General features: G+C 72.0%; 16 protein-coding genes. 11 read left to right on the forward strand and 5 right to left on the reverse strand.

Going from position 1 to position 14,020, the window contains the following annotated elements; genetic code table 11:
* Window positions 1-131: 131 nt before the first annotated feature.
* From AIIKEEIJ_RS28205 to AIIKEEIJ_RS28215, 3 genes are all read left to right on the forward strand, one after another.
* Window positions 132-1,328: a benzoate/H(+) symporter BenE family transporter gene (locus AIIKEEIJ_RS28205; protein ID WP_161997042.1), complete on the forward strand. Its 1,197-nt coding sequence runs from the start codon at window positions 132-134 to the stop codon at window positions 1,326-1,328.
* Window positions 1,325-1,801: an acyl-CoA thioesterase gene (locus tag AIIKEEIJ_RS28210; RefSeq protein ID WP_006940160.1), complete on the forward strand. Its 477-nt coding sequence runs from the start codon at window positions 1,325-1,327 to the stop codon at window positions 1,799-1,801. Before AIIKEEIJ_RS28205 ends, AIIKEEIJ_RS28210 begins: the two co-directional genes overlap by 4 nt.
* 93 nt (window positions 1,802-1,894) lie before the next feature.
* Window positions 1,895-3,067, forward strand: coding sequence for a thiolase family protein (locus AIIKEEIJ_RS28215; RefSeq protein WP_029542887.1), 1,173 nt, complete (start codon window positions 1,895-1,897; stop codon window positions 3,065-3,067).
* Window positions 3,068-3,110: 43 nt separating this feature from the next.
* On the opposite strand, the gene AIIKEEIJ_RS28220 is transcribed toward AIIKEEIJ_RS28215, so the two are convergent.
* Window positions 3,111-3,581: an Lrp/AsnC ligand binding domain-containing protein gene (locus tag AIIKEEIJ_RS28220; protein WP_161997043.1), complete on the reverse strand. Its 471-nt coding sequence runs from the start codon at window positions 3,579-3,581 to the stop codon at window positions 3,111-3,113.
* A 166-nt stretch (window positions 3,582-3,747) separates the two neighbouring features.
* On the opposite strand from AIIKEEIJ_RS28220, the gene pdhA reads away from it, so the two are divergent.
* The 4 genes from pdhA to AIIKEEIJ_RS28240 are packed head-to-tail and all read left to right on the forward strand — an operon-like array spanning window position 3,748 to window position 8,343.
* Window positions 3,748-4,851 (forward strand): pyruvate dehydrogenase (acetyl-transferring) E1 component subunit alpha, encoded by a 1,104-nt coding sequence (pdhA, locus tag AIIKEEIJ_RS28225; protein ID WP_006940155.1) that lies wholly within the window; start codon window positions 3,748-3,750, stop codon window positions 4,849-4,851.
* The gene (locus AIIKEEIJ_RS28230) at window positions 4,848-5,831 is read left to right on the forward strand and encodes an alpha-ketoacid dehydrogenase subunit beta (RefSeq protein WP_006940154.1); all 984 of its coding nucleotides are present in this window, start codon (window positions 4,848-4,850) and stop codon (window positions 5,829-5,831) included. The genes pdhA and AIIKEEIJ_RS28230 overlap by 4 nt, the downstream gene beginning before the upstream one ends.
* 10 nt (window positions 5,832-5,841) lie before the next feature.
* Complete coding sequence (locus AIIKEEIJ_RS28235) at window positions 5,842-7,146, forward strand: 2-oxo acid dehydrogenase subunit E2 (protein ID WP_161997044.1); 1,305 nt, start codon at window positions 5,842-5,844, stop codon at window positions 7,144-7,146.
* 21 nt (window positions 7,147-7,167) lie between these two features.
* Window positions 7,168-8,343 (forward strand): MFS transporter, encoded by a 1,176-nt coding sequence (locus AIIKEEIJ_RS28240; protein ID WP_029542883.1) that lies wholly within the window; start codon window positions 7,168-7,170, stop codon window positions 8,341-8,343.
* Here AIIKEEIJ_RS28240 and AIIKEEIJ_RS28245 read toward each other — a convergent pair.
* The 4 genes from AIIKEEIJ_RS28245 to AIIKEEIJ_RS28260 form a co-directional block, all read right to left on the reverse strand.
* Window positions 8,340-8,957 carry an NADPH-dependent FMN reductase gene (locus AIIKEEIJ_RS28245; RefSeq protein ID WP_161997045.1) on the reverse strand — a complete coding sequence of 206 codons (618 nt, stop codon included), beginning with the start codon at window positions 8,955-8,957 and terminating at the stop codon, window positions 8,340-8,342. The genes AIIKEEIJ_RS28240 and AIIKEEIJ_RS28245 overlap by 4 nt on opposite strands.
* Before the next feature lie 123 nt (window positions 8,958-9,080).
* Window positions 9,081-10,511 (reverse strand): NAD(P)(+) transhydrogenase (Re/Si-specific) subunit beta, encoded by a 1,431-nt coding sequence (locus AIIKEEIJ_RS28250; RefSeq protein WP_161997046.1) that lies wholly within the window; start codon window positions 10,509-10,511, stop codon window positions 9,081-9,083.
* Entirely contained in the window at window positions 10,508-10,852 is a 345-nt protein-coding gene (locus tag AIIKEEIJ_RS28255; protein ID WP_006940142.1) for an NAD(P) transhydrogenase subunit alpha, read from the reverse strand. The genes AIIKEEIJ_RS28250 and AIIKEEIJ_RS28255 overlap by 4 nt, the downstream gene beginning before the upstream one ends.
* Window positions 10,853-11,965, reverse strand: coding sequence for a Re/Si-specific NAD(P)(+) transhydrogenase subunit alpha (locus AIIKEEIJ_RS28260; protein WP_161997047.1), 1,113 nt, complete (start codon window positions 11,963-11,965; stop codon window positions 10,853-10,855).
* 259 nt (window positions 11,966-12,224) lie between these two features.
* On the opposite strand from AIIKEEIJ_RS28260, the gene AIIKEEIJ_RS28265 reads away from it, so the two are divergent.
* From AIIKEEIJ_RS28265 to AIIKEEIJ_RS28275, 4 genes are all read left to right on the forward strand, one after another.
* On the forward strand, window positions 12,225-12,590 hold the full coding sequence (locus AIIKEEIJ_RS28265) for a DUF488 domain-containing protein (protein WP_006940140.1): 366 nt from the start codon (window positions 12,225-12,227) through the stop codon (window positions 12,588-12,590).
* On the forward strand, window positions 12,587-12,757 hold the full coding sequence (locus AIIKEEIJ_RS32740) for a hypothetical protein (RefSeq protein ID WP_164528083.1): 171 nt from the start codon (window positions 12,587-12,589) through the stop codon (window positions 12,755-12,757). Before AIIKEEIJ_RS28265 ends, AIIKEEIJ_RS32740 begins: the two co-directional genes overlap by 4 nt.
* 4 nt (window positions 12,758-12,761) lie before the next feature.
* Window positions 12,762-13,532, forward strand: coding sequence for an SIR2 family NAD-dependent protein deacylase (locus tag AIIKEEIJ_RS28270; protein ID WP_161997048.1), 771 nt, complete (start codon window positions 12,762-12,764; stop codon window positions 13,530-13,532).
* 4 nt (window positions 13,533-13,536) lie between these two features.
* Window positions 13,537-14,020: HIT family protein (locus AIIKEEIJ_RS28275; protein ID WP_443217125.1), on the forward strand; the 484-nt coding region annotated here is incomplete at its 3' end.

The following is a 14,020-nucleotide window of genomic DNA, read 5'->3' on the forward strand; positions in this document are numbered from 1 at the left end:
GCGCGGTGGGCGCCGCGCGACACGGGAGGTGCGGCGGCGTCCACTGCGGCAGAATGCCGCCCGGGTCCACTGCGGCAGAATGCCGCCCGGGTCCACTGCGGCAGAATGCCGCCCGGGTCCACTGCGGCAGAATGCCGCCCGGGTCAGATGCTCCCGCGCCCACCCGTCCCGCCCCGCTCACCCAGCCGATCGGGGCGGGCATCGTCACGGCCCTCGTCGGATTCACCAGTTCGTTCGCGGTGGTGCTGACGGGACTGCGGGCGGTCGGGGCGTCGCCGTCGGAGGCGGCGTCCGGTCTGCTGGCGCTCTGTGTGACGCAGGGGCTCGGCATCCTGTGGCTGGCGCGGCGGTACCGCACACCGATCACCCTCGCGTGGTCCACGCCCGGCGCCGCGCTGCTCGCCGGCACCGGCGTGGTGGCGGGCGGATGGCCGGCCGCGGTGGGCGCGTTCGTCGTCGTGGGCGCCGCGATCGTCCTGACGGGGCTGTGGCCGCGGCTCGGCGCCCTGATCGCGGCGATCCCGACGCCACTGGCGCAGGCCATGCTCGCCGGGGTGCTCGTCCCGCTCTGCCTCGCCCCGGTCGAGGGGGTGATGTCCTCGCCCGCCTCGATCCTGCCCGTGGTGGCGACGTGGCTCGTGCTGCAGCGGCTGCGGCCGCGCTGGGCGGTGCCGGGGGCGTTCGCGACGGCCGCGGTGGTCGTGGCAATCCACCTGTCGCGCTCGGGAACCCGGCCCGCGGCGCGGGATCTGCTGCCCTCGATCGATCTCACGGCTCCGGCGTGGACGTGGCAGGCGCTGCTCGGCATCGCCGTGCCCCTGTACATCGTGACGATGGCGTCGCAGAACATCCCGGGCACCGCAGTGCTCGACTCGTTCGGTTACGCCACGCCGTGGCGGGCGGCGATGACGGTCACGGGCCTCGGCACCGTCGTGGGCGCGCCGGCCGGTGGGCACGCGATCAACCTCGCGGCGATCAGTGCGGCGCTGGCGGCGGCGCCCGAGGCGGACCCGGATCCGGCACGCCGGTGGGTGGCGGCGTGGTCTGCGGGCTGGTCGTATCTCGCGCTGGCCCTGTGCTCGAGCGGGCTCGCGACGGTCGTGGCGATGGCACCGGACGGGGTGGTCGAGGCGGTGGCCGGATTGGCCCTGCTCGCGACGCTCGGCGGGGCCCTGGCCTCGGCTCTGCGCGACGCGCCGGAGCGCGAAGCAGCGGTCGTGACGTTCCTGGTCGCGGCGTCCGGATCGACCCTGTTCGGTATCGGATCGGCATTCTGGGCGTTGATGGTCGGACTTGCCGTCCGCGTGGGACTATCGTCAGCACGGTGACGAACCGCCAGCCGACGACGCCCGCCGCCGACCCACCCGTTCCCGCCCGGTTCCCGGTCCTCTGGCCGATGCAGACCCGGTGGGCGGACAACGACCACTACGGCCACGTCAACAACGTCACCTACTACTCGTACTTCGACTCCGCGGTCAACGGATGGCTGATGGCCACGACCGGGGTCGACATCCGGGAGCTGGACGCGATCGGCGTGGTCGCAGAGACGTCGTGCCGGTATCTGGCGGAGCTGTCGTTCCCGGACCGGCTGCGCGTCGGCCTGGCGGTGGAGCGGCTGGGAACCCGCAGTGTCACCTATTCGCTGGCCATCTTCCGGGAGGACGGCGAAGGCGGGCTGCAGCCGGCGGCGACCGGGCGTTTCGTGCACGTGTACGTCGACGCCCGCACGCGACGTCCCGTGGCGATCCCCAAGGAGATCAAGAAGGCGGTCGCCCAGCTGGTGACGCCCCCAGCGGAATAGCTCCCGACCACCAAGCATCCGCTTGGCATTGTATTCATCTACCGGATTACACTCCGGGGCATCCGCACGTCCCCGAGAGAGAGCGATCCCAAGATGCGCGATGCTGTCATCGTCGAAGCCGTTCGTACCCCCATCGGCAAGCGGGGCGGCGGCCTGTCCGGCGTCCACGCCGTCGAGCTGTCCGCCCACGTCCTGCGCACCATCGCCGAACGCACCGGCATCGACCCGGCGCTCGTCGACGACGTGCACTGGGGCACCGTGCAATCCGTCGGCATGCAGTCGGGCAACATCGGCCGCATGGCCGTGCTCGGCGCGGGCTGGCCGGAATCGGTGCCCGGCTTCACCATCGACCGGCAGTGCGGCTCGTCGCAGCAGGCCGTCTCGACGGCGGCCGCGGCGGTGATCTCCGGCCAGGCCGATCTCGTCGTCGCCGGCGGCGTCGAGATCATGTCGGCGATCCCGCTGGGTTCCTCCGCCCCCGAGGGCACCGGGCAGATGGGCGGCCCGGCCCGCGAGCGGTACGCCGACGAGCTCACCGCGCCCGGCTTCCACGGCCGCTTCAACCAGGGCGTGGGCGCCGAGATCATCGCCGAGCAGTGGGGCATCTCCCGCACCGAGCTCGACGAGTACTCCGTCCGGTCGCACGAGCGGGCCGCCCGCGCGCAGGACGAGGGGTTGTTCACGGACGAGATCGCGCCGTACACCCTGGCGGACGGCACCGTGATCGCCGCGGACGAGGGCATCCGGCGCGGCTCCACCGTCGAGAAGCTCGCGGGCCTCAAGGCCCCGTTCCGGGAGAACGGAGTGGTCACCGCCGGCAACGCGTCCCAGATCTCCGACGGCGCCTCCGGGCTGCTGATCACCACCTCGGAGAAGGCGAAGGCGCTGGGCCTGACCCCGCTCGCGCGCGTGCACACCGCCGTGGTCACCGGCGACGATCCGGTCAAGATGCTCACCGGCCCCATCCCGGCCACCGCCCTGGCGCTGAAGCGGTCGGGACTGTCGCTCGACGACATCGACGCGTTCGAGGTCAACGAGGCCTTCGCCTCGGTACCGCTGTCGTGGCAACGCGAGACGGGCGCGCCGCTCGAGAAGCTGAACCCCCTCGGCGGTGCCATCGCGCTCGGCCACCCCCTCGGCGCCTCGGGCGGTCGCCTGGCCGCGACGTTGATCCACCACCTGCGCCGCACGGGTGGCCGCTACGGCCTGCAGACGATGTGCGAGGGCGGCGGCACCGCCAACGCCACGATCTACGAGATCCTCTAGTCCGCGGTGGTGCCTTCCGGGACCCGGCCCCGGAAGGCACGCCTCATCGCTGCGCCAGCCGCTCGAGCAGCGGCGTCGTGCGCGGACCCACCAGTTCGCGCATCACCAGCGCCATGTTGGTGCGCTCGACGCCGGGGATCTCGAGGATCTGCCCGGCCAGCCGGTAGAGATCCTCGGCGTCGCGCGCGACCACCTTCACCGACAGGTCCGTCTGCCCCGTCATGCCGTACACCTCGGTCACCTCCGGGATCTGTGCCAGGGCCGCGACGACCGAATCGAGCCGGTGCTGATCGACCCGGGTGGCGACGAACGCCGCCAGCGGATAGCCGAGAGCCCGCGGATCCACCCGCCGCTCGAACGACCCGAGGATCCCCTCCGCATCCCATCGCGCGAGCCGCGCCTGCACCGTGTTCCGGGACAACCCCAGACGCTGGGACAGCTCCACCCCGGTCGCCCGCGGGGTCCGCGCAAGCTCGAGCAGCAGCCGGGCGTCGGTGGCATCGAGACTGGTCATATTTCGCAGTATGACAGCGGCGGGCACCCCAAAACCGTGCTTCCTGCACAATTGCGCATCGGCCGATTGCGCACCTGCACCCCGCGTGGATCATGTGAGGTACAACACAGGTCCGCCGGCCCGCCTCACGAGGGCGACCGGTCCCGCCATAGCGAGGTGGTGCACGGTGGTCGACAAGATTGCCTATCCGGTCCAGCTGATCCAGCCCGACGGACGACGGGTCTACAACCCCGAGTACTCCGCGCTCGTCGCCGACGTCGGACCCGACGAACTCCGCGCCCTCTACCGCGACATGGTCGTCGTCCGCCGCCTCGACGCCGAGGCCACCGCGCTGCAGCGGCAGGGCGAACTCGGACTGTGGGCGCCCCTGCTCGGCCAGGAGGCCGCCCAGGTCGGCTCCGCGCACGCCCTCCACCGCGACGACTACGTGTTCACCAGCTACCGCGAGCACGGGGTGGCCTGGTGCCGCGGCGTCGACCCCGCCGACATGACCCGGCTGTGGCGCGGGTGCGCCCACTCCGGCTGGGATCCGGCCACGGTCAACATGACCAATCCCGCCATCGTTGTCGGCTCCCAGGGCCTGCACGCCACCGGATACGCGATGGGCGCCCACTTCGACGGCGCCGAGATCGCCACCGTCGTCTACTTCGGCGACGGGGCGACCAGCCAGGGCGACATCGCCGAGGCCCTCGGCTTCGCCGTCGCGTGGGGCGTCGGCGTGGTCTTCTTCTGCCAGAACAACCACTGGGCGATCAGCCACCCGGTCCGGTCGCAGAGTCCCGTCCCGATCGCGCAGCGCGCCGCCGGCTACGGGATGCCGGCCGTGCAGGTCGACGGCAACGACGCGCTCGCGGTGCTCGCCGTCACCCGCCGGGCCACCCGGCATGCGCGGGAGGGCAGCGGCCCGTCGTTCGTCGAGGCCATCACCTACCGGATGGGCCCGCACACCACCTCCGACGACCCCACCCGCTACCGCACCCCCGCCGAGACCGAACTGTGGAAGGCCCGGGACCCGATCGACCGGCTCCACCGGCTGCTCCGGCGGGAAGGACACGCCGGCGACGAGTTCTTCGACGAGGTCGGCGCCGCCGCCGACGAGGCCGCGGCCCGGCTGCGCGCCGGCACCCTCGGTGCCCCGAACCCCGAGCCGCTGAGCATGTTCGACCACGTCTACGCCACCGACCATCCGATGATCGCCGAGGAACGAACCCGCTACCGCGACTACCTCGCCGATTTCGAGAACGCGACCCACGAGGAGGCGCTGTCATGACCACCACCACGCTGGCCCTCGGGGCCGCCCTCGGCGCCGGGCTGCGCCGGGCCCTCGAACACGACCGCAAGGTGGTGATCATGGGCGAGGACGTCGGCCGGCTCGGCGGGGTCTTCCGGGTCACCGACACGTTGCAGAAGGACTTCGGCGACAACCGCGTCATCGACACGCCCCTCGCCGAATCCGGGATCGTGGGAACGGCTTTCGGCATGGCCCTGCGCGGCTACCGGCCGGTGTGCGAGATCCAGTTCGACGGCTTCGTCTACCCCGCGTTCGACCAGATCGTCTCGCAGGTCGCCAAGATCCACTACCGCACCGCCGGGAGGGTCACCGCCCCCCTGACCATCCGCATCCCCTACGGCGGCGGGATCGGTGCGGTGGAGCACCATTCGGAGTCACCCGAGGCGTACTTCACGCACACCGCCGGACTGCGGGTCGTCAGCCCGAGCCATCCGGCCGACGCCTACACGATGATCCAGCAGGCCATCGCGCTCGACGACCCGGTGATCTTCCTCGAGCCGAAACGCCGGTACTGGGACCGCGGCGAGGTCGACCTCGACGCCGAGCCCGACCTCCCGCTCGACAAGGCCCGCGTCGCCCGGCCCGGAACGGACGTCACCGTCGTGACGTTCGGATCGATGGTGGCCACCGCGCTGCACGCCGCGCAGATCGCCGACACCGAGGGGCACTCGGTCGAGGTGATCGACCTCCGGTCCCTCTCCCCCATCGACTTCGACACCGTCGAGGCGTCGGTCCGGCGCACCGGACGGCTCGTCGTGGTGCAGGAGGCTCCGCTGTTCTGCGGCATCGGCGCCGAGATCGCCGCCCAGCTCGCGGAGCGCTGCTTCTACCAGCTCGAGGCGCCGGTGCTGCGGGTCGGCGGCTTCGACATCCCCTATCCCCCGGCGAAACTCGAGGCTTACCACCTGCCCGACCCGGACCGGATCCTCGACGCCGTCGACCGCAGCCTCGCGGCGTGAGGAGCCGGACATGGAACCGGGCATGAGCGAACACGGCACCGTGGTGACCGAACACAGCGAGGTCTTCCGGCTGCCGGACCTCGGGGAGGGCCTGACCGAGGCGGAACTGGTGTCGTGGTCCGTCGCCGTCGGCGACCGGGTCGAGCTCAACCAGGTGATCGCCGAGGTCGAGACCGCCAAGGCAACGGTAGAACTGCCCTCCCCGTACGCGGGAACGGTCGCCGAACTGCTCGCCGAGCCGGGCGCCGGCGTGCCCGTCGGGGCGCCACTGATCCGCATCGCGGTGCCGGTCGCGGCGGGCACCGCGCCGGCCCCGACCGGTGGCGGGGACTCACCCGTGCAGGTGCTCGTCGGCTACGGGCCGGGCGCCGCGCCGGTGAGCCGGCGCGCGGCCCGCGCCGCAGCGGCGGCACCGGCCCCGGCGCAGGCACCCCCACCGCCCGGGGAGCGGCACCGCCCCGACGCGAAACCGTCGGCACGCCGCGAGGCCCGGCTCCTCGGCGTGGATCTCACCGAGGTGACGGGAACCGGCACGGGCGGGGCGATCACCGTCCCGGACGTCCGACGCGCCGCGGAGGAACGCGGATCCGCTACGGCGGCAACAGGATCGGATCGCGAGACCCGGACCCCGATCCACGGGATCCGCAGACGTACCGCCGCCGCGGTGGCGCGCAGCGCCTTCACCGCCCCACACGTGACCGTGTTCCTCACCTGCGACGTCACCGCCACGGTCGACCTCGTCGCCCGGTTGCGCGGCGCGGCCGCCTTCGAGGGCCGTCACCCGACGCTGCTCACCGTGGTGGCCAAGGCGCTGCTGCGGACGCTCGAGCACCAGCCCGTCCTCAACGCGGCCTGGGACGAGGAGCACCGGGAGATCGTCACCCGCCACTACGTCAACCTGGGCATCGCGACCGCCACCGACTCGGGCCTGATGGTGCCGGTGATCCGCGACGCCGACCGCATGTCGCTGCCGGACCTCGCCGGCGCCATCGCCCACGCCGCGGAGACCGCCCGCTCCGGCCGGGCCACCCCGGCCGACCTGACCGGCGGTACGGTCTCGATCACCAACATCGGCGTGTTCGGCGTCGACACCGGCACCCCCATCCTCAATCCCGGGGAGACGGCGATCCTCGCGCTCGGTGCCGTCACCCCGCGACCGTGGGTGGTCGACGGCGAACTCGCCGTCCGGCAGGTGACGACGCTGTCGCTGTCGTTCGACCATCGTCTCGTCGACGGCGAGCAGGCAGCGCGGGCGCTGGCCGAGATCGGTGCGATCCTCACCGACCCGGTGCCGGAACTGCTCGCCGGTATCTGACGGGCGGTAGCGTCGGGACACGTGACCGCTCAGGATCTTCGCCGCGCCCGCGCGGCCGTGTTCGCCACCTTCGGCGTCAACGGGTTCCTGCTCGCGATGTGGGTGGTGCACATCCCCGCGATCGAGGAGCGCGTCGGCATCGACCACGCCACGCTGGGTTCCCTGCTGCTGGTCCTCGCGGCCGGGGCGATCGCCGGAATGCAGGCCACCGGTCCGCTCGCCGACCGGTTCGGCAGCGACCGCACCACCGTCGCCGCGGCGGTCCTGCTGGCGGTGGCGACCCTCGGCCCCGGCCTGGCCGGCGCGGCGTGGCAGCTGGGCGTGGCGCTCGCGGTGTTCGGGTTCGCGAACGGCGCCCTGGACGTGTCGATGAACTCGCAGGCCGTGGCGGTCGAGCAACGCTACCGGCGGCCGATCATGGCCGCGTTCCACGGCCTGTTCTCGGTCGGCGGGGTCGCCGGGTCGCTGGTCGGGGCGGCCGCCCTGGCGACGGGGCTCGCCCCGGCCGTCGCCCTCGGCGGCGCCGGCCTCGTCGGCGCGCTCGTCGTCGCGGTCTCGGCGCCGCACCTCGTGCGGGTGCCCCGGGTCGAGCACCCGCGCGAGGCCGGCCCGCGCGGCGGATACTCCCGCCGGGTGCTGCTGCTCGGCGGGCTCGCGTTCATGCTGATGCTCAGCGAGGGCGTCGCCAACGACTGGAGCGCCCTGCAGGTCAAGGAACACCTGGGCAGCCCGGATGCGGTCGCGGCGCTGGCCTTCGGCGCGTTCTCCACGACGATGACGCTCGGCCGCTTCGTGGCGGACCGCGTCAGCGCCCGCATCGGCGCCGTGGCCGTGGTCCGGTACGGCACGCTGCTGGCGGGGGCCGGGATGGGCACGGTCGTCGCCTCCCCGTGGCTGCCCACGACGCTCGCCGGATGGGCGCTGTTCGGGCTGGGCCTGTCCGGCGCCGTGCCGCAGATCTTCAGCGCAGCCGGGAACATCGACGCCGGCGCCCCGGGCCGCAACATGTCCCGTGTCGTCGGCATGGGATACATCGGGTTCCTGGCGGGGCCCGCCACCATCGGCTGGCTCTCGGAGGCGACGTCGCTCACCGCGGCGATGACGGTGCCGTTGGCATGTGTGCTCGCCGCCGCAGCCCTCGCCGGCTCCGTCGGTGAGCGGACCCGTCGCACGCTCGCGCGCGTGGACGGCCGCTAGCGCGGGAGGACGGTCAGGACCCGCACGACGTGGTCGCGGAACTCGCGCATGTAGTTGCGGAGGAAGTCCTCGGTGCCCGAGTTGTGGACGGTGCCGTCGTCCCCGAAGACCTCGGGCGTGTAATGGATGTACGCCTCGGGCGACGTCATCTGCCGCGCGTTGCAGAAGCTCAGCACGGCGCGCAGGCTCTGCTGGCCCACGGCGGTGCCGATCGCGCCGATGGAGGCGCCGATCACGGCGGCCGGGATGTGATCGAACGAGTTCTGCCCCCACGGGCGCGACGCCCAGTCGATGGCGTTCTTCAGCGCCCCGGGAATCGACCGGTTGTACTCGGGTGAGACGAACAGCACCGCATCCACAGCGGCGATCGCGTCCTTGAGCGCGGCCCCCTCCGGCGGGTAGTTCGCGTCGTAGTCGGGGCTGTAGAGCGGCAGGTCCCGGATGGCGATCTCGACGAATTCGAGGTCGTGCGGGGCGAGCCGGATCAACGCCTTCGCGAGGATACGGTTGATCGAGGTGGACGACAGGCTGCCGACGAAGTAGCCGACCCTGTACGTCCTCTCGGTCCCTGGGTGCTCGGTCCCTGGGTGCTCGGTCCCTGAGTGCTCGGTCACGGGACGCGTCCTTTCCGTCGGTGCCACGGGCCGGGGCACAGCCCGCCTGCCACCTCCGACGGTCGCACACGAGCGGGGCGCCCGCACGGTGTTCCGTGCGGACGCCCCGGTTCGTCGAACTCTCTACAGCGCCTTGAGTTCCTCGGTGACCTCGGAGACCATCTTCTTCGCGTCGCCGAACAGCATGGAGGTCTGGTCGGCGGTGAACAGCGGGTTGTCGATGCCGGCGTAGCCGGAGGACATCGAGCGTTTGAGCACGATGACCGACTTGGACTGATCGACGTTGAGGATGGGCATGCCGTAGATCGGGGAGGACGAATCCTGCCGGGCGGCGGGGTTGGTGACGTCGTTGGCGCCGATGACGACGGTGACGTCGGTGCGGGAGAACTCGCCGTTGATGTCGTCCATCTCCTTGAGCGCCTCGTACGGCACCTCGGCCTCGGCGAGCAGGACGTTCATGTGCCCGGGCATCCGGCCGGCGACCGGGTGGATGGCGTACTTGACCTCCACGCCCTTGTCCTCGAGCAGCGCCGCCATCTCCTTGACCGCGTGCTGCGCCTGCGCCACCGCCAGCCCGTACCCGGGCACCACGATGACCTGGTTGGCGTAGGCCATCTGGACCGCGGCATCGGAGGCGGAGGTGGCCTTGACGGTGCCGCCGGCCCCGCCGGCCACCGCACCGGCGCCGCCGTCGCCGCCGAACGAGCCGAACACGATCGCCGGGATGGACCGGTTCATCGCCTTGGCCATCAGGTTGGTCAGGATCGAACCCGAGGCGCCGACGATCATGCCGGCGACGATCATCGCCTGGTTGTTCAGCGCCAGACCCGCGGCCGCCGCGGACAGGCCGGTCAGGGCGTTGAGCAGCGAGATGACCACCGGCATGTCGGCGCCGCCGATCGGCAGCACCACGAACAGGCCCATCAGCCCGGCCACCACCAGCAGCCCGACGATCCACACCGCCGAGGTCGGCTCGCCTCCCGGGTCGGCCGCGAGACCGATGTACACGGCGAGCGCGATCGCCGCGAGCGCGAGCACGATGTTCGCCAGCTGGAAGGCCTTGGCCGCGCCGACGAGGCGGCGCTCGAGGTTCTTGTTCAGCAGCTCCTGCAGCTTGGCGAACGCCACCAGCGAACCCCAGAACGACACCGAGCCGACGATCGCGGCGAACAGCGAGCCGACCACCACGGGCACCGTCGGTTCCTCGGCGAGGGTGGTGAAGCCGTCCGAGTCGAGGAACTCCGCCCACGCGATCAACGCGACGGTGCCGCCACCGACGCCGTTGAACAGCGCCACCAGCTGCGGCATCGCCGTCATCTTCGTGCGCAGCGCCGGCGGCACGCCGAGCACCACACCGACGACCAGGCCGGCGACGATCCAGCTCCAGTTGTCGGTGTCGCGGATGTCGATCAGCACCGCGAGCACCGCCACGGCCATGCCGACCGCGGCGATGTAGTTGCCGCGGACCGCGGTCTTCGGGCCGGTCAGGCCCATCAGACCGTAGATGAACATCGCGAACGCGACGATGTACAGGACGGAGACGAGGTAGCTCATTTCGCGTCGGCTCCCTTCTGCTCCGCCGGGGCGGCCGACACCGGCACCCGCTTCTTGGGCTTGAACATCGCGAGCATGCGGTCGGTGACGACGAAGCCACCGACGACGTTCAGCGTGCCGAACACCAGCGCGACGAACAGGATGACCTTGATGCTCCACGGCGCGCCGGCCGGCAGGTGGCCGAACACCACCAGCGCACCGAGCACCACGATGCCGTGGATGGCGTTGGTGCCCGACATCAGCGGGGTGTGCAAGGTGTTGGGCACCTTCGAGATCACGGCGAAGCCCACGAACCCGGCCAGGACCAGGATCGCGATGTTCGCCAACAGTTCGGTATACATCTAGACGTTCTCCTTCGAGCGGGTCACGCACGCGCCGTCGAGGATCTCGTCCGAGAAGTCCGGGGCCAGGGCACCGGACTCGTCGAGCATCAGCTCGAGCAGGGCCACGACGTTCTTCGAATACAGCTGCGAGGCGTGCTCGGGCATGGTCGCGGGCAGATTCAGCGGCGAGCAGATGGTCACGCCGTGCTTGACCACCGTGCGTCCGGGTTCGGTCAGCTCGCAGTTGCCGCCGGTCTCGCCGGCCAGATCCACCACCACCGAGCCGGGCTTCATGCCCTCCACGGCGGCGGCGGTGACCAGCCGCGGCGCGGGCCGGCCCGGCACCAGCGCGGTGGTGATCACCACGTCGAAGCCCTTGATGGCCTCCTCGAGCGCCGCCTGCTGCTGCGCACGCTCGTCGGCGGTGAGTTCGCGGGCGTAGCCGCCCTCACCGGCGGCGTCGATGCCGAGATCGAGCCACTGCGCACCGACCGACCGCACCTGGTCGGCGACCTCCGGACGCACGTCGTAGCCGGTGGCGCGCCCGCCCAGGCGCTTGGCCGTGGCCAGCGCCTGCAACCCGGCCACCCCCACGCCGAGCACCAGCACCGTCGCCGGCTTGACCGTGCCCGCGGCGGTGGTGAGCATCGGGAAGAACCGGGTGGACTCCGACGCGGCGACCAGCACCGACTTGTACCCGGCGACGTTCGCCTGCGACGACAGCGCGTCCATCACCTGCGCCCGGGAGATCCGCGGGATCGACTCGACGGCGAACGCCTGCACCCCGGCGGCGGCCAGCGCCCCGATCTGGTTCTCGGCGTTGCGCGGGGCGAGGAACCCGATCAGCGCCTGCCCCGACCGCATCCGGGCGACCTCCGCATCCGACGGCGGCGCCACCTTGAGCACCACATCCGCCGACCACGCATCCCCGATCCGCGCACCGGCCTCGACGTAGGCCTCGTCCGGGATCAGCGCACCGAGCCCGGCCCCGGACTCGACGACCACGTCGATCCCCTTCTTGATCAACGACGGGACGATCATCGGCACCAGCGCGACCCGCCGCTCGCCGTCGTTGGTTTCCCGAACGACGCCGACGGTGGGTCGCGCTGTCACCGCACGTCCCGTACCCATATCCTCGGTTTCCAAAGTTTTCGACTCCTGCGTTGAATCGGCACCTCACCGCGATGAGCGGCGGGTCATGTGCGACGAGCGGCCGACTCGGGCCGTGCACGATGGGCGATGAGCCTAGTCAGACGTACCCCGCCCCGGACAAGGGCGCAACCGCTGGGTTTCGTCTGAATCGAGTCCGAACAGTCGAACGATGCCAGAATGTGAGGTAGTTCACTTCACAATTCTGCCGTATCCGCGGTGAGGGAGGAGGGGCGAGTCCATGGCACGTCGCAGCGTCGTCGTCGAGCGCGTGTACGACCATCCGGGAGACGAGGAGGCGTTCCGGGTGTTCGTCGACCGGCTGTGGCCGCGGGGGCTGCGCAAGGACGCGTTCCATCACGACGACTGGGCCAAGGACCTGGCGCCGTCGACCGGGCTGCGCAAGTGGTACTCGCACGACGCCTCGCAGTTCGCCGAGTTCCGCGACCGGTACCTCGCTGAACTGGACGGCCCGGACGCGCGTGCAGCCCTGGCGCGCCTCGACGACTTGGCCGACGGCCGGTCCGTCGTCCTGCTCACCGCCACCCGGGACCTCGAGCACAGTGGCGCCGCCGTCCTCGCGGAGCGGATGCGGGGTGCGCGGTGAACGACGTGCCCGCCGCCGGCGGCGACCCCGTGTGCTGGATGCACCGGGTCTGCCCCGACTGCGGCTTCTTCCTCGAGGAACCGGAGGCCCCGTGCCCACGGTGCGGCGCCGTCCTCCGGCACGACGAGGAGAGTACGGACGAGTCCGGCCCCGGCCCCCTACCCTGACCCGATGCCCACTCCCCCCGCGCGGATCCTCGATCTGGCCCGGCCCGCACGACGGGTCGCCGTGCTCACGGGCGCCGGAATGTCCGCCGAAAGCGGCGTGCCGACGTTCCGCGACGCGCAGACCGGCCTGTGGGAGCACTTCGACCCGGCCGATCTGGCGACACCGGAGGCGTGGGACCGCGATCCCGCGTCGGTGTGGGCCTGGTACCAGTGGCGCGTGGCCCTGGTCCGACGAGTGCAGCCGAACGCCGGGCATCGGGCGCTGGCCCGCTGGGGGCGCACCGTGGACCTGTCGATCGTCACGCAGAACGTCGACGACCTGCACGAGCGGGCCGGCAGCCCCGTGCTCTCGCATCTGCACGGCAGCCTGTTCTCGCCGCGGTGCGCCGAGTGCGGCACCCCCGCCGACCTGCCCGCGGCCCCCACCGAGCCGGTCGCCCGTCTCGATCCACCGGCCTGCGGCGCGTGCGGCGGCGACGTGCGGCCCGGGGTGGTGTGGTTCGGCGAGCCGCTGCCGGCCGGACCGTGGGAGGCGGCCACCGCCTCCGTGCTGACCGCAGACGTGGTGTTCGTAGTCGGCACGTCGGGGATCGTCTATCCGGCCGCCGGCCTGCCCTCGCTGGCCCGCCGGCACGGTATCCCCGTCGTCGAGGTCAACCCCGAGCAGACCGACCTGTCCGACCGGGTGGACGAGGTGTGGCGCACCACCGCCGCGGTGGGCCTGCCGCAACTCGTCGCAGCGGTCGCCGCGGAGCAGACGCCCCGCCTACAGTGAGCGGGTGAGCTCCTGTGTGTTCTGCGCCATAGTCCGCGGCGACGCTCCCGCCGTGCGGGTGTACGAGGACGACGACGTGGTGGCCTTCCTCGACATCCGGCCGATCGCCCGCGGGCACACGCTGGTGGTGCCGCGGGTCCACGCGCCCCGGCTCGACGACCTCGATCCCGAGCACGGCGCCGCGCTGTTCCGGGCCGGGCAGCGCATCGCCCGGGGCGTGCAACGCTCGGATTTCGCCGCGGACGGCGCCAACCTGGTGTTCAACGACGGCCGGTCCGCCTTCCAGACCGTCTTCCACGCGCATCTGCACGTGCTGCCGCGGTGGCGCGGCGACAAGCTGCGCCTCGCGGCGGGACTGCTGCGGCGCCGGCACGGCCCGGTGGCTGCGGGACGAGTGGGGCGTGCGCGCCCACTTCCAGCGCACCGACATCACCGACAAGGGCCAGGTCCACGCGATGGTCGACGCCGCGGTCGAGCGGTTCGGCCGC

The organism is Rhodococcus sp. YH1 (genome assembly GCF_009939605.1).
GTDB classification, from domain to species: domain Bacteria; phylum Actinomycetota; class Actinomycetes; order Mycobacteriales; family Mycobacteriaceae; genus Rhodococcus; species Rhodococcus aetherivorans.